This is a genomic window from Streptomyces sp. iso_384, from assembly GCF_056172905.1.
This window is the reverse complement of sequence record NZ_JBWBTT010000001.1, coordinates 3,203,515-3,226,909: the sequence shown is the minus strand read 5'-3', so window position 1 is coordinate 3,226,909 and position 23,395 is coordinate 3,203,515. Positions and strand designations below refer to the sequence as shown.

The window sequence follows — 23,395 nt, the reverse complement described above, 5'->3', positions numbered from 1 at the left end:
GGGTGGGAGAGACGACATGGAGACCGCACGAAGCGCCGAGCGACAGCGGACCGCGGCCGAGCGCCGTCGCCGCGAGTTGCTGGAAGCGGCGGACCGGGTGGTGCTCAGGGACGGACCGCAGGCCTCGATGAACGCCATCGCCGCCGAGGCCGGGATCACCAAACCCATCCTCTACCGCCACTTCGGCGACAAGGGCGGCCTCTACCGCGCCCTCGCCAAGCGCCACACCGACGCACTGCTCAGCGCCCTGCGGGCCGCCCTGGACGCGCCCGCCGACCGCCGCAAGCGGGTGGAGTCCACGCTCGACACCTATCTCGCCGCGATCGAGGCCCGCCCGCAGGTCTACCGCTTCCTGATGCATCCCGCCGACGGCGCTGCCGGCGGAGCCGACGCCGCCCCCTCCCCCGAGCAGGGCTTCGACGTCGGCCGGCACTCCGCCCCGCTGCTGCGCCGCCTCGGCGAGGAGCTGGGCCAGGTGATCGTCGAGCGGGTCGACCTGGGCCCGGACAGCGAGCAGATGGCCCGCATCTGGGGCCACGGGATCGTCGGCATGATGCACGCGGCGGGCGACTGGTGGCTCGCCGACCGGCCCTGCTCCCGCGAACGGCTGGTGAGCAGCCTCGCCGATCTGCTGTGGGGCAGGCTCGCGGAGGCGGGCGACCTCCAGGGCGGCCCCGGGTTCTGACCGGCTTCCGGCCGCGGACGCTCAGCCCTTGCGCGCCCAGGGCGCCCGGCGCGCCGCCCGCAGCGCCCGGGTGCGCCGCAGCCCGGTCAGCCGGTCGGTGTAGACCCGGCCCTCCAGGTGGTCGCACTCGTGCTGGAGGCACCGGGCGAACCATCCCGTCCCGGCGATCCGGACCGGCTCACCGGTCATCGTCAGCCCCTCGACGACCGCGTGGTCGAAGCGTTCCGTGCCCGCTTCCAGACCGGGAAGTGACAGACAGCCCTCCGGTCCGCGTACGGTGAGTCCGTCCGCCTCGACCAGTTCGGGATTGACCACGTGTCCCAGATGGCGGACATCGTCGTCGTCCGGGCAGTCGTAGACGAACACCTTGAGCGGGACGCCGATCTGGTTGGCGGCGAGCCCGACCCCCTGTGCGGCGTACATCGTGGCGAACATGTCCTCGACCAGCCGCGCGAGCGACGGGCCAAAATCCGTGACGTCCTCGCAGGCGCGGTGGAGCAACGGGTCGCCGAGCAGACTCATCTCACGGACGAGTCCGGAACTGCCGGGGATCGGGCGGTTTCGCATGGCGGCAAGCGTACGTTCCGCCGGGGCCGGGGAGTTCGCGTGGTGCCGCGGTGCGGTCGCCGCGCCGGACATCGATAGGCTGGGCGCGGACCGATGCAAGGAGGATCTAGGACGATGGCAGGCAACACGGAGCCGTTGTCGCCGCGGGCCAAACTGGCCGTGACGGCGGGCAAGGCCGCGGCGGCGGTGTCACGCGCCGCGGGGCGGGGCAGCGGATCGGTGATCGGCGGCCGGGTGGCGCTCAAACTCGACCCCGACCTGCTGGGGCGACTGGCGCAGCACCTGGACGTGATCCTCGTGTCGGCGACGAACGGCAAGACGACCACCACACGGCTGATCGCCGAGGCGCTGCGGGCCGCTGGGCCCGTCGTGTCGAACGCCCTCGGCGCGAACATGCCCGCGGGCATCACCTCGGCGCTGGCCGGCGGCTCGGACGCGAAGTTCGGGGTGATCGAGGTCGACGAGAAGTATCTGGCGGGGGTGGCCCGGGACACCACGCCCAAGGCCATCGCCCTGCTCAACCTCTCCCGCGACCAGCTGGACCGCGCGGCGGAGACCCGGATGATGGCCGAGCACTGGCGCGAGGGCCTGTCCGGCTCGAAGGCCGTGATCATCGCCAACGCGGACGACCCGCTGGTCGTCTGGGCGGCCTCCTCCTCGGCGAACGTGGTGTGGGTGGCGGCCGGCCAGGCGTGGAAGGACGACGCCTGGTCCTGCCCGTCCTGCGGCGGTGTGATGCAGCGCCCGGGCGACGACTGGTTCTGCGGGCAGTGCGGCTTCCGCCGTCCCGCCCCGAGCTGGGCGCTCAACGGCGACTACGTCCTGGACCCGCACGGTTCGGCCTGGCCGATCCACCTCCAGCTGCCGGGCCGCGCGAACAAGGCGAACGCCGCCAGCTCGGCGGCCGTGGCCGCTGTCTTCGGGGTGCCGCCGCAGGTCGCGCTGGAGCGGATGTACCAGGTGCAGGCGGTGGCCGGACGGTACGACGTCGTCACCTTCCAGAACCGTGAGCTGCGCCTGCTGCTGGCGAAGAACCCGGCCGGCTGGCTGGAGACGTTCTCGCTGATCGACCCGCCGCCGACGCCGGTGATCCTCTCGGTGAACGCGCGCGGCGCGGACGGCACGGACACCTCCTGGCTGTGGGACGTGGACTACACCCAGCTGGCGGGCCACCCGATCTTCGTGCTCGGCGACCGGAAGCTGGACCTCGCGGTCCGCCTCGAAGTGGCCGGTCTCGACTTCCGGGTCTGCGAGACGCTCGACGAGGCCGTGCAGTACGCCCCGCCCGGCCGTATCGAGGTCATCGCCAACTACACCGCCTTCCAGGACCTGCGCCGTCGTGTCGGCAACTGACCCCGGCCCCGGCCACCTCCGGAGAGGACGAAGCATGAGCAACAACGGTCTGCGTCTGGTCTGGGTCTACCCCGACCTGCTCAGCACCTACGGCGACCAGGGCAACGCCCTGGTCGTGGAGCGGCGGGCCCGGCAGCGCGGTCTGGACGTGCAGCGCGTCGACGTGCGCAGCGACCAGCCGGTGCCGACGTCCGGCGACATCTATCTGATCGGCGGCGGTGAGGACCGGCCGCAGCGTCTGGCGGCGGAGCGGCTGCGCCGCGACGGCGGGCTGAGCCGCGCCGCGTCCAACGGCGCGATCATCTTCTCGGTCTGCGCGGGCTACCAGATCCTCGGGCACGAGTTCGTCAACGACCTCGGCGAGCGCGAGCAGGGTCTCGGTCTGCTCGACGTGGTCTCCACCCGGGGCGAGGGCGCGCGGTGCGTCGGCGACGTACTGGCGGACATCGATCCGCAGCTGGCGCTGCCGCCGCTGACCGGGTTCGAGAACCACCAGGGCGTCACCCATCTCGGCCCGACGGCACGGCCGTTCGCGCGGGTCCAGTTCGGCCGGGGCAACGGCACCGGGGACGGCACGGAGGGCGCGTACAACGACACGGTCTTCGGGACGTACATGCACGGTCCGGTGATGGCCCGCAACCCGCAGATCGCCGATCTGCTGCTCAAGCTGGCCCTCGACGTGAACGCGCTGCCGCCCACCGACGACCGCTGGTACGAGGCGCTGCGGGCCGAGCGGATCGCCTCGGCGACCCAGCCCGCCTGAGGCACTTACCGCTCGCCTGAGCGGTGTCCGCCTGAGGAGTTTTCCGCTCGGTTGAGCGGAGTCCAGCAGGCGGACGGCCGGTTCGGTCCCGCCACCCTGCGCCGGTAGGGTGGCGGGGATCCAACCGGACGACGTGGTCCGGTCGTCGACCCACGTTGCAAAGGTTTTCGGGCCATGCGCATTGGCGTACTCACCTCCGGCGGCGACTGCCCCGGCCTCAACGCCGTCATCCGTTCCGTCGTGCACCGCGCGGTGGTGGACCACGGCGACGAGGTCATCGGCTTCCACGACGGCTGGAAGGGCCTGCTGGAGTGCGACTACCGCAAGCTCGACCTTGACGCGGTCGGCGGCATCCTGGCCCGCGGCGGCACGATCCTCGGCTCCTCCCGCGTCCAGCCCGCGCATCTGCGCGACGGGGTGGAGCGGGCCCGTGGCCATGTCGCGGACCTCGGCCTGGACGCCATCATCCCGATCGGCGGCGAGGGCACCCTCAAGGCCGCGAACCTCCTCTCCGAGGCCGGCCTCCCGATCGTCGGCGTACCCAAGACCATCGACAACGACATCGCCTCCACCGACGTCACCTTCGGCTTCGACACCGCCGTCGGCGTCGCCACCGAGGCGCTGGACCGGCTGAAGACGACCGCAGAGTCGCACCAGCGGGTGCTGATCGTCGAGGTCATGGGCCGGCACACCGGCTGGATCGCCCTCCACTCCGGGATGGCCGCCGGCGCCCACGCGATCGTGGTGCCCGAGCGCCCCTTCGACATCGACGAGCTGACCGAACTGGTCGGCAAGCGCTTCTCGGCGGGCAAGAAGTTCGCCATCGTGGTGGTCGCCGAGGGCGCCAAGCCGCGCGCGGGCTCCATGCAGTTCGAGCAGGGCGTCAAGGACATCTACGGCCACGAGCGGTTCGCCGGGGTGGCCACGCAGCTCTCCGGCGAGCTGGAGCAGCGGCTCGGCAAGGAGGCCCGCCCGGTCATCCTCGGCCACGTCCAGCGCGGCGGGACGCCGACCGCGTACGACCGGGTCCTGGCGACCCGGTTCGGCTGGCACGCGGTGGAGGCGGCGCACCGGGGCGAGTTCGGGATGCTGACCGCGCTGCGCGGCACCGACATCGTGATGGTCCCGCTGGCGGAGGCGGTCGAGACGCTGAAGACGGTCCCGGCCGAGCGGTACGCCGAGGCGGAGTGCGTGCTCTAGGAAACGTGCCGTCCAGAACTGCCCCCGGCCGCAGGCGCGGCCGGGGGCAGTTCTACGCTGTACCGGACAACCGGCACGAAACGGGGACGTGTCCCCATCGGGAGTGAACAGATGGATCACAGCGGGCACGGCATGAACATGGATCTGCCGCCGTTCACGCTGGAGCGGGGGCTGGAGCTCTCCGCCGACCCGTTCTTCCTGACCGGCTGCGTCCTGGCGCTCGCCCTGTACGGGTACGGCGTGGTGCGGCTGCGTCGGCGCGGGGACGGCTGGCCGGTGAACCGGACCGTGTTCTTCACGGTGGGCGTGCTGAGCATCGCACTGGTGATGTGCACCAAGCTCAACGACTACGGCATGGTCATGTTCAGCGTGCACATGGTGCAGCACATGGTGATCAGCATGCTGTCGCCGATCCTGCTGCTGCTGGGCGCCCCGGTGACGCTGGCGCTGCGCGCACTGCCCCCGGCCGGCCGGGGGCGGACCGGGCCGCGTGAGCTGCTGCTGAAGCTGCTGCACAGCCGCTACATGAAGATCATCACGCATCCGGTGTTCACGATTCCGCTGTTCATCGCGAGCCTGTACGCGCTGTACTTCACGCCGATCTTCGACTTCCTGATGGGCTCGAAGCCCGGCCACATCGGGATGATGGTGCACTTCCTCGCGGTCGGCCTGGTCTTCTTCTGGCCGATCATGGGCGTGGACCCGGGTCCGCACCGGCCCGGCTATCTGATGCGGATGCTGGAGCTGTTCGCCGGGATGCCGTTCCACGCGTTCTTCGGGATCGCGCTGATGATGGCGTCGACGCCGATGGTGAAAACGTACGAGAATCCGCCCGCCTCGCTCGGCATCGACGCCCTGAGCGACCAGAACTGGGCGGGCGGCATCGCCTGGGCGTTCAGCGAGATCCCCTCCGTGCTGGTGCTGATCGCGCTGGTCTACCAGTGGTACAACTCCGAACAGCGTGCCGCCCGGCGCTCGGACCGGGCCGCCGACCGGGACGGTGACAAGGATCTGGCGGCGTACAACGCCTATCTCGCGTCTTTGCAGGCGCGCGGACAGTAGCGCGGAGGGCGCATACGGGGTGACCATGGGGACAACGGCCGCGCGGCCGACGAGGAGCGTGCGCGCATGTCCGGATCGACGAAAACCATGGGATACATGACCGTCGGGGCGCTGGTCGCGGTGACCGCGTACACCGTGGCGCTGGGAAGCAGCGGCTGGCTCTGGTTCGGCTGGGTGGTGCTGGGCCTGTGCACCCTCGGCATGCTGGCCACCCAGGACACCTGACCGCCGTGAGCGACCACGAGGGCACCTGACCGTCGCGGGTGACCACGAGGAGCCCGACCGTCCCGGCGGGTGACCAGGCCTGACCGGCCCGGGGGCGGGTACGAGCCGAGAGACCGGTTCGCTACGGTCGCACCGTCACGCCGGGGCCTTACGCTGTAGGGCCCCGGCACCCCTGTGACCCGGTAGTACGCAGTCCTGAGTCGGCCCGGCAGAGCGAGGTGCACCCGCAAGGTGTTTTATTACGTCCTGAAGTATGTCGTGCTGGGGCCCGTGCTGCGGCTGCTGTTCCGGCCCCGCATCGAGGGTCTGGAGAACATTCCTACGGGCGGCGCGGCGATCGTCGCGGGCAACCACCTCTCCTTCTCCGACCACTTCCTGATGCCGGCCATCATCAAGCGCCGGATCACCTTCCTGGCGAAGGCGGAGTACTTCACGGGCCCGGGCATCAAGGGCAGGCTCACGGCCGCCTTCTTCCGCAGCGCGGGCCAGATCCCGGTGGACCGGTCCGGCAAGGACGCCGGACAGGCCGCCATCCGCGAGGGGCTCGGCGTCCTGGGCAAGGGCGAGCTGCTGGGGATCTATCCGGAGGGCACCCGCTCGCACGACGGGCGGCTCTACAAGGGCAAGGTCGGGGTCGCGGTGATGGCGATCACCGCGCAGGTGCCGGTGATCCCGTGTGCCATGGTCGGCACCTTCGAGATCCAGCCGCCCGGCCAGGTCGTGCCGAAGATCAAGCGGGTCGCGATCCGCTTCGGCGAACCGCTGGACTTCTCCCGCTACGCGGGCATGGAGAACCAGAAGGCCGCGATCCGGGCGGTGACGGACGAGATCATGTACGCGATCCTCGAACTCTCCGGCCAGGAGTACGTGGACGAGTACGCGGCGAAGGTGAAGGCGGCCGAACAGGAGGCCGCGCCGCCGAGGAAGTTCCCGAAGCTGCGACGCTGAGCGCGCATACGCCACCGGCAGAGCGGTCTCGTCCGGGAGGCCCCGCTCCCCTAGCGTCGGATGCATGAGCAACGGACACGCATGGGTGCTGGGAGCGACGGGGCAGATCGGGCGGGCCACGGTGCGCGCGCTGGCCGCCGACGGCTGGGAGGTCACCGCAGTCTCGCGCGGCGGTGGCCGGGACGAGGGGTGGGACGCCGGGGTCCGGGCGGTGGCGCTCGACCGGGACGAGGAGGGGGCGCTGGAGAAGGCGCTGGGCGACGGCTGTGACGTGCTGGTCGACATGGTCGCGTTCGACGGCGCGCACGCCCGGCAGTTGACCGGGCTGGCCGGCCGGATCGGGTCCGCCGTCGTGATCTCCAGCGGTGCGGTGTACGAGGACGAGCGGGGCCGCAGCTTCGACACCCAGGCCGAGCCGGACGGCTTCCCGCGCTACCCGGTGCCGCTGCCGGAGAGCCAGGCCACGGTGGCGCCGGGGGACGCCACGTACGGGACGCGGAAGGTCCTGCTGGAGCGGGTGTTGCTGGCGGCGGGCGAGGCGCTGCCGGTGACGCTGCTGCGCGCGGGCGCGGTCCACGGCCCGCACTGCCGCACACCGCGCGAGCTGTACGTCGTGAAGCGGCTGCTGGACGGCCGGCGGCGACGGGTGCTCGCGTACGGCGGGGACAGCCGATTCCACCCGGTGCATGTGTCCAACGCGGCGGAGCTGATCCGGCTGGCCGCCCGGAAGCCGGGATCGCGGGTGCTGAACGCGGCGGACCCGGAGGCGCCCACGGTCGCGGAGATCGCTTCGGCGATCGACGCGGTGCTGGGTCGGGAGACGGAGACGGTGCTGATCGACGGCCCGGCGCCCGGGGGGCAGGTGGGCGAGACACCGTGGAGCGGCGCGCACCCGGTGGTCTACGACATGACGGACGCCGGTGAACAGCTCGGCTACCGCCCCGTGACGGAGTACGTGGAGTCGCTGCCGGAGACGGTGGAGTGGCTCGCCGGGGAGCTGGCGGGGCGCGACTGGCGGGAGGCGTTCCCGAAAATGCTGCGCACCTACGGCGAAGGGCTCTTCGACTACGCGGCGGAGGACGCCTGGCTGGCGGCCTACGACCGGGGCCGCCGCTGAGCGGGCCCCGGCCGTACGGCTCCTGAGTGCTTTACGGCTTCGGTGTGGCGTGCGGGGTGCACGTCACATCGTGCCGGTCGGTCTTCCCGGTGAGCAGGTAGGCGTCCACCCGCTCGTTGACGCAGGGGTTGACCAGTCCGGTGACACCGTGGGATCCGGCGTCCTTCTCGGTGATGAGCCGGGAGCCCTTGAACCGCTTGTGCAGCTCGACCGCGCCGGCGTACGGGGGGGCGGCGTCGCGGGTGGACTGCACGATGAGGACGGGCGGCAGGCCCCTGCGGGTCTTCACGTCCAGCGGGGTCCGCTGCTCGGCCGGCCAGGAACCGGAACCCGGATCGGACCTGTTGTTGCGCCACTTCGCCAACGACCGCCGTGCGCGGAAGGCAGCAGCGTCATGACGCGTGGGCGGGCCGAGGAGGGGATGAGCCGCGCGAGGACACCGGAGACCTGGGCGCGGATCCGCCGGTGGTCGCGGGTGGAGGACGTCTCCCGCTGGATCCTGTTGGCCGGTGCGGTGGCGTTCGTCGCGTCGGTCCCGGTCGGCACCGGTCTCGCCGTCCGGTTCTGGATCGCCGGTTTCGGCCGGTTCGACGTCTTCGCCTGGTTGTACGGGTCGGGCGCAGGGGTGATGCTCATCGCGGCCGGCCTCGACGCATGGGCCGGCCACCGGCTCGCGGAGGCCCGGCTCGCCGACGGGCGGTGCACCGTGGGCACCATCGAGAAGGTGGTCGAGGACGGCCCCAGCGAGGTGCAAGGCCCCGACACGCTCATCATCGGCGCCGACGTGCCGGCACACGGGCGGCTCCGCCGGAGGGTGACCTCCCCGCTCCCGGTGCCCGGCGCGGGGCGCGGCCTGGTCGGACGGACCGTCCGCTTCCGGCACCGCACCCACGACCCCGACGACGTGGACGACGTGCGCGTCGTCGGGTGGCCCGACGAGGTCAGGAGGACTCTGGAACCGTTGCGTCCGGAAGGCCCGGCGCGGGGCGTGCGCGGGCATGGAGGTTCCTCGGCCGGTGCGGCGCCGTCGTGACGACAGGAGGCATCCTGCTGACGGCGGTGATGCTCATCGGCGTGGTGTTCACCTCCGGCGAGCTCTTCGCCGGTCTCCCGGAGTGGTTCCGGCCCGGCGCGGCGCTCGCCGCGAGTGCGGGCGCGGCGGTGCTGGGGCCGTTCGCGTTCGCCTTCTGCGAATCCCGCAAGACAGCGGCTCTGGCTCACTCCCGACGCATGAACCCCACCCCTCCGCCAACTACGCGTAAGGGGTAGAACAATGACATCACTGCGGTCAACCATGTCCGAGACGAACCGCAGATCATGTGCGCACTATCGAGGGGCCCTCCGCTCGGCTGTCGGCAACACACCGAGCCCGTTCCAACCTGCCATTTTCGTGCGGCAGTTGGTGTGACAGATGAGCGAAGCCCCTGGTGGACGGGTTCACGACCAGGCTCACCTGTGCCACCAGAGGCTTCACTTGTCTGTCCACCCGTCCGGACAGGCCGTGCTCGCCCTTGCCCAGTGGGGGCGTTCCGCGCACACCATGGCCGATGAGGCCGAGCTGAATGTGGCCTTGATCCCAGGTGCGGACAAATGGTGGGCCAACGCGGAGCGTACGCACTCGTACCTGCTGTCACACGTTGCACGGTCGCCCCCGGCTCATGCCGGGCACGGGGGCTCACGTCCGGGCCGGGGACACCGTTGTGGCATGGGGTACGAGAGAATCGGAGTGTCTTGTTCGCTCACTCGTCCATGAGGTGGTCGTGATCGACGATGCACACGCCCTGGAGCTCTTCCGGTTCGCTGACGGCGTGCAGAGCGTGACCCTCAGGGTTGCGTGTGATGCGCCGATGGCGGCAGGGGAAGAGAGGTACTACGCGGCCGAGATCGTGCTGGAGAGCGGCTTCGTCAGCGGCACCGTTGGACTGCACATTTCAGGCGGGGATCTGGATGCATGGGACCGCTGCCTCGATGCCCTTGACGCGGAGGAGGGAGCCGAGTGGCCGCCTGGCGATCGTCGTGCATGGCTGTCAGTGGTTCCCGAGGATCCGATGGAGGTCACTGTCCACGACTCGCCATCGACGCAGATCGCCGTGCAGGTTCCCGTAGACGTGGCGCCCGGGTGGCTGGAGGAGAACCGGCTGCGGCTTGAGCACGTACGCAAGGCGGTCGCGTAGAGGCGACCTGACGATCTGACGCGATGAAAGAGTACAGAGCTTGCGCGGCATGGGCCGTCGAATGGCCGAAAACTCTCAGGTAGCTGATCTCCACGGATCGATAGGATCGGCCGCCCTCACGCCTTGAGTCCGTCCAGCAGTTCACGCGTCGCCTCGTCCAGGATCCCGCGCAGCAGGCGGGCGTCGGCGGCCACCGCGGTGACCAGGACGGCGGGTCCGGCGAGCGGGGTGAGGGCGGCGGTGGGGCCGAGGAGGCGGGCGGGGAGCGGGGCGTCCTCGAAGGCCGGGTCGGCGAGGAGGAGTTGGCCGACGGCCCGGTGGCCGCCGAGTACGGCGGGGCCGTCCCAGCCTCCGGGGGTGCCGGGCCCGTAGGTCAGTTGCTGGTCGAGGAGGGGGCGGCCCGCGCGGTGGACGGTGAGGCGGGTGGTGAGGGCGCCGGTGGGTTCGCCGTGGCGGCCGAGGATCTGTTCCTCGCGCAGGAGGAGGCGTGCGGTGGCGGCGAGTTGGACGCGGGTGCTCTGGCGCAGGCGGCTGCCGTGGGCGGAGACCAGTTGTTCGGGGAACCAGTGCAGGGCCGCCCCCTCCCCCACGGTCAGGTTCACCGTGTACGTGGACGGGTCGGCGTCCGCGCGGGGGCCCGGGAGGGCGACGGTGGCCGCCGCCGCGTCGACGGTGAGGCGTGCTCCGTCGGCGGCCTCCGCCTCGATGGCGAGGCGGTCGCCGTTCAGCGGGGCGCTCATCGCGCCGACGACGGTGACCCGGGCGTACGTGGCCCGTGGGGAGCGGGTGCGGCGCAGGGCGAGCGGGCCGTCGCTCTCCAGGACGGGCAGCGCGGTGCCGCCGCGGCCGTCGGGCTCGGCGCGCAGCCGGGCCCTCGCGCGGACGCTCACGCCGTCCAGGCGGCGAGCTGTGCGCGCACCCAGTCGGCGACCGGTCCGACGCCCTCGGCCGAGGTCAGCGAGGTGAAGGCGACGGGGAGTTCACCGCGCTGCTTCTTGGCGTCCAGGGCCATCCGCTCCAGGTCGGAGCCGACGTAGGGGGCGAGGTCGGTCTTGTTGACGACCAGGAGGTCGGCGGTGGTGACGCCGGGGCCGCCCTTGCGCGGGATGTCATCGCCGCCCGCGACGTCGATGACGAAGATCTGCGCGTCGACCAGGCCCTTGGAGAAGGTGGCGGTGAGGTTGTCGCCGCCGGACTCGACGAGGATCAGGTCGAGCGGGCCGACCGCGTCCTCCAGGTCCTCGACCGCTTCGAGGTTGGCGGAGATGTCGTCGCGGATCGCGGTGTGCGGGCAGGCGCCGGTCTCGACGGCCTGGATCCGCTCGGGCGGCAGGACGGCGTTGTTCAGGAGGAAGTCGGCGTCCTCGCGGGTGTAGATGTCGTTGGTGACGACGGCGATGGAGATCCGGTCGCGCAGTTCGCGGCAGAGGGCGGCGACGGTGGCTGTCTTGCCGGAGCCGACGGGTCCGCCCAGGCCGATGCGCAGGGCGCGCCGGGTGCCGTCGGGACGGGTGGCGTCGGCGCTGACGACGGCGGGGCCGTCGTGGGTGTGGCCGAGATGCATAGGGACTCCCTGTGGTGGTCGAGCGGGTGGCTACGAGGCTGTGGTGGCCGAGCGGGTCCGTTACGAGGCGAACAGGCGGACCGGCCAGGCGGCGTGGGCCTCGGCGGTGATGTCGAGGAGCGGGGCGGAGGCGGCGGGCAGTGCGTCGATGCCCTGCCGGGCGGCCTCGGCGGCCTGTTCGGCGACCCGGTCCAGCTCGGGGGCGAGCCGGGCCAGGACGGCGGTGGCGTGGAAGGGGTCGAGGGAGAGGAGGCGGACGACGGCGGTGGCGGGCCCGCTGACGGTCTCGTACGCGACACAGTGCGCGGCGTCCACGGGGCCCAGACCCGCCGCCCGTGCGGTGAGTCCCAGGACGACGGGCTGGTGGGCGCCGCGCGGCCGGGCCGTGGCGAGCGCGTCCAGTTCGGGGCTCGGCCAGGTGGCGCGGGCGGCCCGCATCATCTGCCGGCCCAGCTTCCGGGCGGTGGCCCGCAGGGCCGGCGAGGGCGTACGGGCGTCGGCGGCCTCGTCGAGGGCGAGCGGGTCGAGGCCGTGGGCCGCCGCCGCGGCGAGGGCGGCGGCGGTGAGTCCCGCGGTGTGCAGCCGGCCCCGGCAGAAGGCGGCGAGGGAGTCGGCGTCCCGGACGCGGCCTTCGGCGACGGCCGGTTCGGCGCCGCCGGAGTGGGCGTGGCCCCCGGCGGGGAACCGGCCGTCGGCGAGGACGAGGAGAGCTGCGCGTGACATGGCTGCGACCGGCTCTCAGAAGAGGAAGTAGCGCTGGGCCATGGGCAGTTCCGCCGCCGGTGCGGGCTCGACCGGATCACCGTCGATGGTGACGGCGAAGCTGTCCGGGTCGACGTGGACCTGTGGCACGGCGTCGTTCTCCCGCATGTCCGCCTTGGTGACTCCCCGGGTGCTGGTGATCGGCACGAACCGCTTGTCCAGGGCGAGCCGTTCGGGCAGTGCGTCCTCGATCGCGGTGGTGGAGACGAAGTTGAACGAGCCGTGGGCCGCCGCCCGCCCCAGGGCGCCGAACATCGGCCGGGGCATGACCGGCTGGGGCGTCGGGATGGAGGCGTTGGCGTCGCCCATCTGCGCGTACGCGATCTGACCGCCCTTGATGACGGTCTGCGGCTTGACGCCGAAGAACGCCGGGTCCCAGAGGACGAGGTCGGCGAGCTTGCCGGTCTCCACGGAGCCGATCTCGCCGCCCATGCCCTGGGCGACGGCCGGGTTGATGGTGTATTTGGCGACATAGCGACGGACCCGGTGGTTGTCGGCCCTGCCGTCGCCGGGCAGGGCTCCGCGCCGCTTCTTCATCACATGGGCGGTCTGCCAGGTCCGCAGGATCACCTCGCCGATGCGGCCCATGGCCTGGGAGTCGGAGGAGATGATCGAGATGGCGCCGAGATCGTGCAGGATGTCCTCGGCCGCGATGGTGGAGGGCCGGATCCGGGACTCCGCGAAGGCCAGGTCCTCGGGGACGGCGGGGTTCAGGTGGTGGCAGACCATCAGCATGTCGAGGTGTTCCTCGATGGTGTTGACGGTGTGCGGCCGGGTGGGGTTGGTCGAGCTGGGCAGGACGTACGGCTCGGAGACCACGCTGATGATGTCGGGCGCGTGCCCGCCGCCCGCTCCTTCGGTGTGGTACGCGTGGATCGTCCGGCCGGCGATGGCGGCGAGGGTGTCGGCGACGAACCCGGCCTCGTTGAGGGTGTCCGTGTGGATGGCGAGCTGCGCGCCGGTCCGCTCGCAGACGGTGAGGCAGGCGTCGATGACGGCGGGCGTGGCGCCCCAGTCCTCATGGATCTTGAATCCCAGTGCGCCGCCTCGCAGCTGGGAGTGCATGGCGTCCTGCGACATAGTGTTGCCCTTGCCGAGCAGCCCGATGTTGACCGGGAAGGTCTCCAGCGCCGCGAACATCCGGGCGAGGTGCCAGGGCCCGGGGGTGATGGTGGTGGCCTTGGTGCCCTCGGCGGGTCCGGTGCCGCCGCCGACGAGGGTGGTGATGCCGCTGGAGAGCGCCTGGTCGACGAGGGTGGGCGAGATGAAGTGGACATGGGCGTCGACCGCTCCGGCGGTGAGCAGCTTCCCGTTGCCCGCGATGATCTCGGTCTCGGGGCCGATCACCAGGTCGGGGTGGACGCCGTCCATGGTGTCCGGGTTGCCGGCCTTGCCGATGCCGGTGATCCGGCCGTCCCGGATGCCGATGTCGGCCTTGACGATGCCCCAGTGGTCGATGACGACGGCCCCGGTGATGACGGTGTCGGGCGCGCCTTCGGCCCGGGTGGTGCGGGCCTGGCCCATCGACTCCCGGATCACCTTGCCGCCGCCGAAGACCGCCTCGTCGCCCGCGTGTCCGGGGCCGCCGGAGCGGTCCTCCTCGATCTCGACGAGCAGATCGGTGTCGGCGAGCCGGATCCGGTCGCCGGTGGTGGGGCCGAACAGGTCGGCGTACACCGCTCGCTTGAGCTCAGGCATCGAGGGCACCTCCGGTTTCGCCGCGCAGGCCGGGGACGACGCGGCGGCCGGCGAGGGGGACGAGTTCGACGTCGGCGGGGATGCCGGGTTCGAAGCGGACCGCTGTGCCGGCCGCGATGTTCAGTCGCAGACCGTGGGCGGCGGCGCGGTCGAAGCGCAGTCCGGGGTTGGCCTCGGCGAAGTGGTAGTGGGAGCCGACCTGGACGGGGCGGTCGGCGGCGTTGAGGACGGTGAGGCGGGTGACCGCCCGCCCCTCGTTGAGGGGGATGTCCCCGTCGCCGTACAGGATCTCTCCGGGAATCATCGGCGCTCCCCCCGTCAGACGATCGGGTCGTGGACGGTGACGAGCTTCGTGCCGTCGGGGAAGGTGGCCTCGACCTGGACGTCGTGGAGCATCTCGGGGATGCCGTCCATGACTTCGTCGCGGGTGAGCAGTTTGCGGCCGGACGCCATCAGTTCGGCGACGGTGCGGCCGTCCCGGGCGCCTTCCAGGAGATGGGCGGTGATCAGGGCGACGGCCTCGGGGTGATTGAGCTTCAGCCCGCGTGCCCGGCGCTTCTCGGCCACGTCGGCGGCCACATGGATGAGCAGACGTTCCTGCTCGTGCGGGGTCAGTTGCACGCTTCCACCTCATCGTCTTCCGTCCGGCTCCGGCTCCGGACGCAGCGGGACCCTATCCCCTTTCAACAATCCGTTGAACGGGGATGACGGTCTCGCGACCATGCATTGCACGTTAGGGCGGAAGTTTTTCCGTTGCGTTAACTGATCTTTTGCGGGTTCATGGACATGAGCCCGCGCAACCCGTTCTCCAGCACTTCCGGGCGTACGTCCCCGAAGAGAGCCTCCTGCACGATGCAGCCCTGCGCCGTCGCGATCATCGTCCGCGCCACATGGCCGGCGGGCACGTCGCTCTCCAGGATCCCGGCGGAGCGATAGGCGTCGACGAGTTCCGCCCGGGCGACGCGCATGGTGGCGTAACCCTCGTCGAGCAGCGCGGCGAGTCGTCCGTCGCGCAGCGCCTCCGACCAGAGCCGGACGACGAGCGCGGCGAAGATCCGGCGCTCCAGTCCGAGCACCCGCCCCGCGAGCACCCCGCCCAGCACCTTGCCGAGCAGCGCGTCCGGAGTGTGCGGCGGCGCCGTGCGGGCCGCTCCCTCGAAAGCCCCGCGAATGACACCGAAGGTCTCCTCGGTGATGGCCGCGATGATGTCCTCCTTGCCCGGGGAGTAGCGCTAGGGCCTTTCGTTTGGATCAGGCCGGATCAGGGAGCGGGGGCCGGTGCGTACAGCTGCAAGGCGGAAAAGGGAGTCACTGCGAAGCATCGGCGACTGACGACAACGCCGCAGATGTACGCACCGGCCCCCGCGAGCCCGGCCTGATCCAAACGAAAGGCCCTAGACCGCTCCGGCGGACAGGCCCGCCTCCTTGAGGGCGTCCTGCATGGACGTGCCGTGGAAGCCGTTGCGGGCGAAGCGGCGCGCCGCGCCGTCGAGGATCTGGCGACGTCGGGCGTCGAGGTGACCTCCCGGTCGGGGTGGCGGGCGCGGCGCCGGCCGCCCAGCAGCTGGGGCAGCGGTTCCAGCAGCGCGAAGGCGCCTTCGAGGTGCACCGCTTCGACGACGAGGCCGCCGCCCGCGCCGCGATCGAGGACCGGGTCGTATACGGAGCCGTCGTCGCCACCCCGCAGGGTCCGCACCTGCTCGCCGCATCGGCGGCGAGCCCGGTCGTCTCCCAGCTGCTGCGCGAGCCCGTCGGCGCTCGGCCAGTGGCTTCCGCCGGGCGCGGGCGGTTCGCTGCTGCGCTCGGTCGCGCTCTTCGACGGCAGTGCGCCGGGCGGCGCGGCGCTGACGCGCTCTCGCTGTGGTCGCTGGTCGGCCTGGCGGCGGTGCTGCTCGCCCGCCGCGCACCGGCTGCGGCCGAGCCGACCGGGCCCGCCCGGGGGCCGGCCCTGACCGGCTGAGCGCCGGGCCCGCGTCCGTACCGAAGGAGCCGGGTGCCCCTCCCACGGGAGGGGCACCCGGCTCTGTGCTGTCACGGGGCGGTCGGGCGTCAGGTGTCCCGGCCGTCGTGGGGGCGGTGCTCGGCGGCGATGCCGAACCTGCGCCGTTCGCCCTGAGCGGATGGCGCGGAGCCGATCGAGGAGACCGAGCTGATCACCTGCTCCTCGGCAGCGGCCTCATCCGCTTCAAGTCGTTGCAGGTCAGCGGCGGATACCAGCGCGATGAGGGGTTTGCCGTGCCGCGTCACCACAACGCGTTCACCACCGTAGACGACGCGGTTGATCAGTTCGGCTAGCTCCGCCCGTGCTTGCGTCACCGGAATCTCGTAGGCCATAGTCCCCATCATAACCTTCTGTACGTCCTGTACATTTTTTACGTACAGCCGGACGGGCTGACGGACGGACAGACGGATGGTCAGTTCCAGGAGAGAGGCACGCCATGATCCGCCCCGCCGCCCGCTACGTACTGCCCGAGCGCACCGCGACCGGGACCCGGACGCTGGACCCGTACTCCAAGCTGCTGTCCGAGCGGATCGTCTTCCTCGGGACCCCGATCGACGACACGGCGGCGGGCGACCTCATCGCCCAGCTCATGTATCTGGAGCACGCCGATCCGGACCGGCCCCTGTCGCTCTACGTCAACTCCCCCGGCGGCTCGTTCCAGGCGATGGCGGCGGTCTACGACACGATGCGGTTCCTGACCTGTGAGGTGGAGACCTTCTACCTGGGGCAGGCGGGCTCCTACGCGGCGGCCCTGCTGGCGGCCGGGGCGAAGGGGCGGCGACATGCGCTGCCCGGCGCGCGGGTAGTCATTCAGCAGCCCGCACTGGAGGAGCCGATGCGGGGCCAGCCGTCCGACCTGGAGATCCACGCGCGCGAACTGGTGCGCACCCGCGAGATGTTCGCGGCCATGCTGGTCCGGCACACGGAGCAGACCGCGGAGCGCATCACCGCCGACATCGAGCGCGACACCATCCTCGACGCGAAGGCCGCCCTCGCCTACGGGCTGGTCGACCACGTCGTGGAGAACCGCTGACACTCCCGACCGGCGTACGACGCGAGGTGAACCGCCGATGGAACCACCCGAGTTCCCGCCCCTGCCCGCACTGACGCGGGCCGAGGGCGAGTTCGTCGACTGCTATCTGGCCGTGCTCGACCAGGTGGGCCGGATCAATCCGGCGCACGGCGGTGACACCTACAGCGCGCTGCGGGCCGCCCAGGCCCTGGCCTCCCGGGCGGCGGCCCTGCGCGCCGCCCTGGCCGTGATGCACGAGCGCGGCGAGTCGCGGATCCACGCCGCCACCCTGGCGCGGGCCCTGCGCGTCCTGGACGGGGAGCGCAGGGCGGGCCGGGTCGCGATGCCGCCGCCGGTGGACCGACCTCGGTGAACCGACCCGCCCGGCGCACCGGGAGCGCCTTACGGGAGCGGACCGGTCGACCCGCCGCACAACACGCCCGGTCGCGCGATCAATTTTCCTCGCTCGTTCGGCGTAGGCGATCACCCGCGCGAGCGACGGTCCAACTTGCGGTCGGCGCACGACCCGTACTCGAAATGTTCCGTTTCGTCGCTGGTGCGAGGGTGTGCGCCCGGCTCGCGGGCGAGCGCGAATCCGACCTGTCCACCTGAATGGATCAGTGGTGAGGAGACTCACAAACCACCGTTTCAGCTCGGAAATCCGGCACCGGGTGCGTCAAGATCCCTGGGACGACAAGCCCCCGCCACCGCGGCGGGGCGGTCCGGGCGGACGCCGAGTCCTGCCGCCGCCCGGATGACTGGTCGACAGAAGTGGATCGGCAGGAGTGGAGGACCCGAGCACAACGGGCCGACCGGGAGACCGGGAAGCCCTCGGGGTGAAGCCGCGTGGAGCGGCCGGGCAACTTCGCCAGCCCGAACCCGACAGGTCATCCTTCACAGGCGGCTGACGAAGGGTTGCGCATGTCTGCGCAGGTTCATGTCCCGTCCCTGTTCGCCCGGGTCGGCACGGCCTCGGTACTCACTCTGGCCGTGACGTCCACGATGCTGGCGCCCGGCCTGGTGAGCGACGCCGAGGCCGCCACCCACTCGACGAAGGCCCTGAAGGTCGCCGCGTCGAAGAAGGGGGCTCCCTACAAGTACGGAGCATCCGGCCCCAGTCGCTTCGACTGCTCGGGGCTGACGCTGTATTCGTTCAAGAAGGCCGGGAAGAAGCTCCCCCGTACCGCACAGCAGCAGTACAACAAGACCCGCCATATCCCCAAGTCGCAGCGCAAACGCGGCGACCTCGTCTTCTTCCATTCGGGGCGCAGCGTCTACCACGTGGGCATCTACGCCGGGGCCGGGAAGATCTGGCACTCCCCCAAATCGGGGGACGTGGTGCGACTGGCGAAAATCTGGTCCAAGAGCGTCTGGTACGGACGGGTCCGCTGACCCACCGACCGGACGCTCTTTCCGTGCGGGCGCTCCTCCTCGCGGAAACGGCGTCCGGTCTCAGCGCAACAGCGGGCCGGTGACCAGCGCGAGTCCCAGACCGGTGAGCGCCACACCGCTGCCGCCCTCGATGGCGCGGGCGGTACGCGGGCGGCGCAGCCACCGGCCCAGCCGGTCCACGAGCAGGGCGACGGCCGGGAACCAGATCAGCGCCAGCACCACCACGAGGGCCGCGAGCAGCAGGGTCCTGGGCAGCGGCGGCTGACCGTGGGGCACGAACTGCGGCAGCAGGCTGAGGAAGAGGACCGGGGCCTTCGGGTTGAGCGCGTTGGTCAGGAACCCCTGGCGCAGGGCGCGCCCGAACTCCCGGGGCACGGGCCGCCCCGGCGCGCCCTCGGGCGCAGCGTCGCCGCTCGCCGGGCGGCGACGCCGGATCGCGTACAGCGCGCTGATCCCGAGGTAGAGCACGTACGCGCCGCCGAGCAGCTGGACGGTGCGGAAGAGCACCGGCATCGTCACGAGCACCGCGGCGAGTCCGGCGACCGCGAGCGCGGTGTGCACCAGCAGACCTCCGGCGACGCCGAGCGCGGTGGCCAGGCCGGCGGTGCGCGAGGCCAGGGCGTTGCGTACGACGACGGTGAAGTCGGCGCCGGGCAGCGCGACCATACCGGCGGCGACCCCCGTGAAGGCGATCAGTTGTGCGTCCATGAGGTCCACCTTGGACCTGCGGAGCCTTTAGCGTGTACTTGCAATCTTCTGGGTCTGCCTAAAGGAACGCTTTCATGTACGACCCGACACGGCTCGCGGCACTCGTGGCGGTGGCGGAGGCCGGTTCGATCACCCGCGCCGCCGCCCGCCTGGGCTACACCGCGCCCGCGCTCTCCCAGCAGCTCGCCAAGCTGGAGCGGGAGGCCGGGGCGGCTCTGCTGGTGCGCCACCATCGCGGGGCGCGGCTGACGGCGGCGGGCGAGCTGCTGGCGGGCCGGGCCCGGCGGGTCCTGGACGAACTGGACCAGGCGCGGCACGAGCTGGCGCAGCTGGCCGGGCTCTCGGGCGGCAGACTGCGGGTGGGCACGTTCACGACGGCCGGGATCCATCTGCTGCCGCCGGTCCTGAGCGCGTTCCGGCGGGCTCATCCGGAGGTCGAGCTGGCCGTCGCCGACTACGAGCCGCCCGGCGGGATCGCCGCGGTGGTCGCGGGCGAGGTGGACCTCGCCCTGACGCACGCCTACGAACCGGCGACGACGGGTCCCGTGCCGGTGGGCGTTCTCGTCGAACCCCTGCTGGTCGAGGAGCTGGTGCTGGTCACCTCGGTGGGCCACCGGCTCGCCGAGGGCACCGGACGGCTGCCGGTCACCGAACTGGCCGGCCGGCCGCTGATCAGCAGCGCGCCCGCCCATCCGCCGCGGCGCGGCGTCGAGAACGCGCTCGCCGAGGCCGGGGCGACGCCCGCGGTGGTCTGCGAGTCGCCCGGGTACGCGCTGGTGTGCGCGCTGGTCAGCGCGGGGCTCGGGGTGGCGGTGGTGCCGGAGATGGTCGCCTCGATGGCGGCGGCCCCGCTGTCGGTCCGGCGGCTGGAGCCGCCCTCGTTCCGCCGGACCATCTCGGTTGTGCACCGGGGCGAGCGGTCGACCGCCGCGGCCGCGACGCTGCTCGCGCTGCTGCGCAGCGGATTCGGCCGGGGAAGCACGGCCCCGGCGGGGAACCGGCCCCCGCAGGGCTGATCAGCCCGGGGCTGCCCCCGCCACCGGCTCTCTGCGGGGGCGGCCCCGGGCTGATCCGGGGTCAGCCCTGGACCGGGACGGCCCACGGAAGAGCGATCCAGACCGTCTTGCCGCCCTCGGCGGTCGGGGTGACCTGGAGCCGTCCGCCGCGCTCCTTGGCCAGCGCCCGGATGATCACCATGCCCCGGCCGTTGTCCTGCCGTACGGCGGCGGGCAGTCGCTGGGGCCAGCGGGGGTGACTGTCCGTGACGCCGACGTACAGCTCCTCGTCGCGTTCGAGGCGCAGATGCACGGTGAAGGTGGGCGACTGGCCGAACGTGTGCTGGACGGCGTTGGTCGCCAGCTCCGAGATGATCAGCCGGATGGTGTCGGCGAACTCGGTGTCGTCGGGCAGGCCCCATTCGGCCAGGGTCCTGGCGACATATCTACGGGCCGAGGAGACCGAGGCCGGATCGCTCGGCAGAGTGACGGTTGCTTCCTGATGGTCTGCCATGGCGACGCCGTCCCTTTCCCGCCCCGGCCGACCGGCGGTCGGCCAGGATTGTGCTTCGCGCCAGACTGCCATTGATGCAGCTCCCTGTAACGGCGTTCGGCCAAGATATGCATATATCTGTCGCTCGAAGCGGTGAATTCGGGACCCGCACGGCGTGGACGGACGGCACACTGGCCCCTCTGCGGGCCGCTCCGACGACGGACCGGCCCTCCCCGACAGCTGAGAAGGAGACCGGCATGCTGCACGGCCCCGTCGTCCGGCGGCGCAAGCTCGGTGAGGAGCTGCGGAGCCTGCGCCACGCCTCCGGGCTGACCAGCCGGGACGCGGCGCGGCTGCTCGGCTGGCACCAGTCGAAGGTGAGCCGTATCGAAACGGGCGCGAGCGGGGTGACGCCTGCCGATGTGTCGCGGCTGCTGGACGTCTACGCGGTGCGCGACGCCCAGTTGCGCTCGCTGCTCGAAGTCCTCGCGGGCTCGGCCGGCGGCGGAGGTTCGGGGTGGTGGCACGCCTACCGGGGGCTGATCCCACCGCAGTACCGCGACTTCATCAGCCTGGAGTCGCAGGCCAGTACGGTCCGCACGTTGGAGACCTCGGTGGTGCCGGGACTGCTCCAGACCGCCGGGTACGCCCGGGCCGTGACCCGCGCCTCCCTGGACGGGTTACCGGACGGCCGGCTCGACTCCCTGGTCGAGGTCCGGCTGACCCGCCAGCGGGTGCTGCGCGCGAGCCCGCCGCTGCGTTTCACCGCCGTGCTGGACGAGGCGGTGCTCCATCGCGAGGTGGGCGGTCCCGAGGTGATGCGGGATCAGTTGCATCATCTGATCCAGGTGTCCCAACTGCCGCATGTGCAGCTCCAGTTACTGCCGTTCTCGGTCGGCGGTTACATCGGGCTCACCGGTCCTTTCGTTATCTTCTCTTTTCCGAACATTTCTGATCTGGACGTGGTCGTTCTTGACCACTTGACGAGTAGTCTCTATCTGGAGCGGAGAGAAGACCTGGAGGCGTACAGCTCGGCCTTCCGCACCTTGCAGGCTCACGCGTTGTCGCCCGAGCGCTCGCAGGACCTCATCACCGAGATCAGACGCAGCTTCAGACGCAGCTAAGGGGGCCGCCGCCATGTCGGACCGACTCGCACCGCCCGTCGCACCGCCGCCGTCGTCCGTGAATCCGTCCACCGCACAGTGGCGGCGCAGCAGCCGCTCGACCGGGATGAACAACTGCGTGGAGACCGCACGGCTCGGCGGCGCGCTCCTCGCCGTACGGGACTCGAAGGACGTGGACCGGCCGCCGCTGCGTTTCTCGGCGGCGGCCTGGACCACGTTCGTGACCGGACTCGCCCTGGACGGATCCGGGCCGGACGGAACCGGTCCACGGCACGTCAGCTGAGGTCTGCGTCCGCCTGCCGGGGGGCGGTGGCGACGATCGTGGCCACCGCGGTCGTGATCTGCTCCTCGGTCAGGTCGGCGCGCGCGGTCAGCCGCAGCCGGGAGACGCCGTCCGGAACCGACGGCGGGCGGAAACAGCCGACCGCCATCCCGGCCGCACGGCAGTCGGCCGCCCAGCGCACCGCCGCGTCCGCCGAGGGCGCCCGGACGGAGACGACGGCCGCGTCGGGCCGGACCGCGGTCAGGCCTGCGGCGGTGAGCTTTCCGTACAGCGAGGCGGCGACCTCACGGGCGCGGGCCGCCCGTTCGGGCTCCCGGCGCAGCACTCCGAGGGCGCCGAGCGCGCCGCCGGCCGCCGCCGGGGCGAGTCCGGTGTCGAAGATGAACGTACGGGCCGTGTTGACGAGGTGCCCGATGACCCGGGCGGACCCCAGGACCGCTCCGCCCTGGCTGCCCAGGGACTTGGACAGGGTGAGCGTCGCCACGATCCCCTCGCCGCCCGCCAGTCCGGCCGCCGCGAGTGCTCCGCGGCCGCCGTCGCCCAGGACACCCAGGCCATGGGCGTCGTCGACCAGCAGCGCGGCGTTCGCGGAGCGGCAGACCTCGGCCAGTGCGGGAAGCGGGGCGGCGTCGCCGTCGACGGAGAAGACCGAGTCGGTGACGGCGAGGGCCCGCCCGTCGTGCGCCCGCAGCGCCTTGGCGACCGCGTCCGGGTCGGCGTGGGGGACGACGGCGGTCTCGGCGCGGGAGAGCCGGCAGCCGTCCACGATCGAGGCGTGGTTGCCCGCGTCGGAGACGATGAGGGAGCCGCGCCCGGACAGCGCGGTCAGCGCGGCCAGGTTGGCCGCGTACCCGGAGGAGAGCACGAGGGCCGCCTCGAACCCGCAGAACGCGGCCAGCTCCCGTTCGAGTTCGGCGTGCAGGGCGGTGGAGCCGGTGACCAGCCGGGATCCGGTGGCGCCCGCTCCCCAGCGGTGGGCGGCGGAGGCCGCGGCGGCGGTGACCTCCGGGTGCCGGGTGAGTCCGAGGTAGTCGTTGCTCGCGAGGTCCAGCAGCTCCGGCTCTGCCTCGCGTGGACGCAGGGTGCGAACGAGTCCGGCATCGGCCCGCCTGCGGGCCTCGGCGTCGATCCAGTCGAACGGGGCGAAGGACATGGGGCGGGTCCCTCTCTTTGTAGGCAGCCAACAGACCCTAGCCGGGTGCGCAGCAGGTCAGGGTGTGGCAATACACACACCCTCGCCGAGGTCTCCTGTCTGGTTCCTCCTTGGC

The 23,395-nt window shown here is 71.8% G+C and carries 27 protein-coding genes, 4 pseudogenes and 1 riboswitch; of the genes and pseudogenes, 17 read left to right on the top strand and 14 right to left on the bottom strand.

Translation table 11 applies throughout. The features are described 5' to 3' along the window. Nucleotides 1–16 precede the first annotated feature (16 nt). Nucleotides 17–685, top strand: a complete 669-nt coding sequence (locus tag AC0VY3_RS14405; protein WP_242740228.1) for a TetR/AcrR family transcriptional regulator — start codon at nucleotides 17–19, stop codon at nucleotides 683–685. Between the two features lie 21 nt (nucleotides 686–706). On the opposite strand, the gene def is transcribed toward AC0VY3_RS14405, so the two are convergent. Further along, nucleotides 707–1,252: a peptide deformylase gene (def, locus tag AC0VY3_RS14400; RefSeq protein WP_103511565.1), complete on the bottom strand. Its 546-nt coding sequence runs from the start codon at nucleotides 1,250–1,252 to the stop codon at nucleotides 707–709. A 114-nt stretch (nucleotides 1,253–1,366) separates the two neighbouring features. Here def and AC0VY3_RS14395 point away from each other — a divergent pair, with 114 nt between their 5' ends. From AC0VY3_RS14395 to AC0VY3_RS14365, 7 genes are all read left to right on the top strand, one after another. Then, the gene (locus AC0VY3_RS14395) at nucleotides 1,367–2,605 is read left to right on the top strand and encodes a MurT ligase domain-containing protein (RefSeq protein ID WP_030081346.1); all 1,239 of its coding nucleotides are present in this window, start codon (nucleotides 1,367–1,369) and stop codon (nucleotides 2,603–2,605) included. A gap of 34 nt (nucleotides 2,606–2,639) precedes the next feature. Further along, on the top strand, nucleotides 2,640–3,368 hold the full coding sequence (locus AC0VY3_RS14390; RefSeq protein ID WP_103511566.1) for a type 1 glutamine amidotransferase: 729 nt from the start codon (nucleotides 2,640–2,642) through the stop codon (nucleotides 3,366–3,368). Nucleotides 3,369–3,542: 174 nt separating this feature from the next. Beyond that, nucleotides 3,543–4,568: a 6-phosphofructokinase gene (locus tag AC0VY3_RS14385; RefSeq protein ID WP_030081342.1), complete on the top strand. Its 1,026-nt coding sequence runs from the start codon at nucleotides 3,543–3,545 to the stop codon at nucleotides 4,566–4,568. 111 nt (nucleotides 4,569–4,679) lie between these two features. Further along, a complete protein-coding gene (locus AC0VY3_RS14380; RefSeq protein WP_103511567.1) occupies nucleotides 4,680–5,630 on the top strand; it encodes a cytochrome c oxidase assembly protein in 951 nt (316 codons plus the stop codon). A 66-nt stretch (nucleotides 5,631–5,696) separates the two neighbouring features. Next, nucleotides 5,697–5,855, top strand: coding sequence for a hypothetical protein (locus AC0VY3_RS14375; RefSeq protein ID WP_032785887.1), 159 nt, complete (start codon nucleotides 5,697–5,699; stop codon nucleotides 5,853–5,855). 231 nt (nucleotides 5,856–6,086) lie between these two features. Next, complete coding sequence (locus AC0VY3_RS14370; protein ID WP_103511568.1) at nucleotides 6,087–6,803, top strand: lysophospholipid acyltransferase family protein; 717 nt, start codon at nucleotides 6,087–6,089, stop codon at nucleotides 6,801–6,803. A gap of 85 nt (nucleotides 6,804–6,888) precedes the next feature. Beyond that, complete coding sequence (locus tag AC0VY3_RS14365; RefSeq protein ID WP_475551673.1) at nucleotides 6,889–7,920, top strand: NAD-dependent epimerase/dehydratase family protein; 1,032 nt, start codon at nucleotides 6,889–6,891, stop codon at nucleotides 7,918–7,920. A 31-nt stretch (nucleotides 7,921–7,951) separates the two neighbouring features. Here the strand turns inward: AC0VY3_RS14365 and AC0VY3_RS14360 are convergent. Beyond that, nucleotides 7,952–8,242 (bottom strand): annotated as a pseudogene (locus tag AC0VY3_RS14360) (alpha/beta hydrolase); the annotation flags it as partial. A 99-nt stretch (nucleotides 8,243–8,341) separates the two neighbouring features. On the opposite strand from AC0VY3_RS14360, the gene AC0VY3_RS14355 reads away from it, so the two are divergent. Both AC0VY3_RS14355 and AC0VY3_RS14350 read left to right on the top strand, forming a co-directional pair. Next, nucleotides 8,342–8,953 (top strand): hypothetical protein, encoded by a 612-nt coding sequence (locus AC0VY3_RS14355; protein WP_258047343.1) that lies wholly within the window; start codon nucleotides 8,342–8,344, stop codon nucleotides 8,951–8,953. 727 nt (nucleotides 8,954–9,680) lie between these two features. Next, nucleotides 9,681–10,094 carry a DUF5959 family protein gene (locus AC0VY3_RS14350; protein ID WP_258047345.1) on the top strand — a complete coding sequence of 138 codons (414 nt, stop codon included), beginning with the start codon at nucleotides 9,681–9,683 and terminating at the stop codon, nucleotides 10,092–10,094. A 116-nt stretch (nucleotides 10,095–10,210) separates the two neighbouring features. Here AC0VY3_RS14350 and AC0VY3_RS14345 read toward each other — a convergent pair whose 3' ends face one another. The 8 genes and pseudogenes from AC0VY3_RS14345 to AC0VY3_RS14310 form a co-directional block, all read right to left on the bottom strand. After that, nucleotides 10,211–10,984, bottom strand: coding sequence for an urease accessory protein UreD (locus AC0VY3_RS14345; RefSeq protein WP_103511570.1), 774 nt, complete (start codon nucleotides 10,982–10,984; stop codon nucleotides 10,211–10,213). Next, entirely contained in the window at nucleotides 10,981–11,658 is a 678-nt protein-coding gene (gene ureG, locus AC0VY3_RS14340; RefSeq protein ID WP_103511571.1) for an urease accessory protein UreG, read from the bottom strand. Before ureG ends, AC0VY3_RS14345 begins: the two co-directional genes overlap by 4 nt. A gap of 60 nt (nucleotides 11,659–11,718) precedes the next feature. Continuing rightward, a complete protein-coding gene (locus tag AC0VY3_RS14335; RefSeq protein ID WP_218526880.1) occupies nucleotides 11,719–12,381 on the bottom strand; it encodes an urease accessory protein UreF in 663 nt (220 codons plus the stop codon). Between the two features lie 15 nt (nucleotides 12,382–12,396). Further along, nucleotides 12,397–14,118 (bottom strand): urease subunit alpha, encoded by a 1,722-nt coding sequence (locus AC0VY3_RS14330; RefSeq protein ID WP_242740241.1) that lies wholly within the window; start codon nucleotides 14,116–14,118, stop codon nucleotides 12,397–12,399. After that, entirely contained in the window at nucleotides 14,111–14,422 is a 312-nt protein-coding gene (locus AC0VY3_RS14325) for an urease subunit beta (protein WP_044369300.1), read from the bottom strand. The genes AC0VY3_RS14330 and AC0VY3_RS14325 overlap by 8 nt, the downstream gene beginning before the upstream one ends. A 14-nt stretch (nucleotides 14,423–14,436) precedes the next feature. Beyond that, nucleotides 14,437–14,739 (bottom strand): urease subunit gamma, encoded by a 303-nt coding sequence (locus AC0VY3_RS14320; protein ID WP_030081323.1) that lies wholly within the window; start codon nucleotides 14,737–14,739, stop codon nucleotides 14,437–14,439. Between the two features lie 137 nt (nucleotides 14,740–14,876). Further along, nucleotides 14,877–15,353 (bottom strand): annotated as a pseudogene (locus tag AC0VY3_RS14315) (TetR family transcriptional regulator C-terminal domain-containing protein); the annotation flags it as partial. 162 nt (nucleotides 15,354–15,515) lie between these two features. Next, nucleotides 15,516–15,614: pseudogene (locus AC0VY3_RS14310) on the bottom strand (TetR family transcriptional regulator); the annotation flags it as partial. A gap of 23 nt (nucleotides 15,615–15,637) precedes the next feature. Between AC0VY3_RS14310 and AC0VY3_RS14305 the strand changes: the two are divergent. Further along, nucleotides 15,638–16,078 (top strand): annotated as a pseudogene (locus AC0VY3_RS14305) (ABC transporter permease); the annotation flags it as partial. Between the two features lie 89 nt (nucleotides 16,079–16,167). Here AC0VY3_RS14305 and AC0VY3_RS14300 read toward each other — a convergent pair. Further along, a complete protein-coding gene (locus AC0VY3_RS14300) occupies nucleotides 16,168–16,452 on the bottom strand; it encodes a type II toxin-antitoxin system Phd/YefM family antitoxin (RefSeq protein WP_030081320.1) in 285 nt (94 codons plus the stop codon). 104 nt (nucleotides 16,453–16,556) lie between these two features. Between AC0VY3_RS14300 and AC0VY3_RS14295 the strand changes: the two genes are divergently transcribed. The 3 genes from AC0VY3_RS14295 (at nucleotide 16,557) to AC0VY3_RS14285 (ending at nucleotide 18,524) form a co-directional block, all read left to right on the top strand. Beyond that, nucleotides 16,557–17,153 carry an ATP-dependent Clp protease proteolytic subunit gene (locus tag AC0VY3_RS14295; RefSeq protein WP_475549725.1) on the top strand — a complete coding sequence of 199 codons (597 nt, stop codon included), beginning with the start codon at nucleotides 16,557–16,559 and terminating at the stop codon, nucleotides 17,151–17,153. Between the two features lie 37 nt (nucleotides 17,154–17,190). Continuing rightward, nucleotides 17,191–17,505, top strand: coding sequence for a hypothetical protein (locus tag AC0VY3_RS14290; RefSeq protein ID WP_103509202.1), 315 nt, complete (start codon nucleotides 17,191–17,193; stop codon nucleotides 17,503–17,505). 380 nt (nucleotides 17,506–17,885) lie between these two features. Then, nucleotides 17,886–18,050, top strand: a riboswitch (cyclic di-AMP (ydaO/yuaA leader). Between the two features lie 3 nt (nucleotides 18,051–18,053). Continuing rightward, a complete protein-coding gene (locus AC0VY3_RS14285; protein ID WP_030081314.1) occupies nucleotides 18,054–18,524 on the top strand; it encodes a C40 family peptidase in 471 nt (156 codons plus the stop codon). Nucleotides 18,525–18,584: 60 nt separating this feature from the next. Here AC0VY3_RS14285 and AC0VY3_RS14280 read toward each other — a convergent pair whose 3' ends face one another. After that, nucleotides 18,585–19,232, bottom strand: a complete 648-nt coding sequence (locus AC0VY3_RS14280) for a LysE family translocator (protein ID WP_103509201.1) — start codon at nucleotides 19,230–19,232, stop codon at nucleotides 18,585–18,587. Between the two features lie 74 nt (nucleotides 19,233–19,306). On the opposite strand from AC0VY3_RS14280, the gene AC0VY3_RS14275 reads away from it, so the two are divergent. Further along, nucleotides 19,307–20,248 (top strand): LysR family transcriptional regulator, encoded by a 942-nt coding sequence (locus tag AC0VY3_RS14275; RefSeq protein ID WP_242740249.1) that lies wholly within the window; start codon nucleotides 19,307–19,309, stop codon nucleotides 20,246–20,248. Between the two features lie 61 nt (nucleotides 20,249–20,309). On the opposite strand, the gene AC0VY3_RS14270 is transcribed toward AC0VY3_RS14275, so the two are convergent. Beyond that, nucleotides 20,310–20,741, bottom strand: a complete 432-nt coding sequence (locus tag AC0VY3_RS14270) for an ATP-binding protein (protein WP_103513119.1) — start codon at nucleotides 20,739–20,741, stop codon at nucleotides 20,310–20,312. 236 nt (nucleotides 20,742–20,977) lie between these two features. On the opposite strand from AC0VY3_RS14270, the gene AC0VY3_RS14265 reads away from it, so the two are divergent. Continuing rightward, on the top strand, nucleotides 20,978–21,844 hold the full coding sequence (locus tag AC0VY3_RS14265) for a helix-turn-helix domain-containing protein (protein ID WP_475549724.1): 867 nt from the start codon (nucleotides 20,978–20,980) through the stop codon (nucleotides 21,842–21,844). Between the two features lie 13 nt (nucleotides 21,845–21,857). Further along, complete coding sequence (locus tag AC0VY3_RS14260; protein ID WP_103513121.1) at nucleotides 21,858–22,127, top strand: DUF397 domain-containing protein; 270 nt, start codon at nucleotides 21,858–21,860, stop codon at nucleotides 22,125–22,127. On the opposite strand, the gene AC0VY3_RS14255 is transcribed toward AC0VY3_RS14260, so the two are convergent. Continuing rightward, nucleotides 22,120–23,280 carry an 8-amino-7-oxononanoate synthase gene (locus AC0VY3_RS14255; RefSeq protein ID WP_475549723.1) on the bottom strand — a complete coding sequence of 387 codons (1,161 nt, stop codon included), beginning with the start codon at nucleotides 23,278–23,280 and terminating at the stop codon, nucleotides 22,120–22,122. The genes AC0VY3_RS14260 and AC0VY3_RS14255 overlap by 8 nt on opposite strands. Nucleotides 23,281–23,395 lie beyond the last annotated feature (115 nt).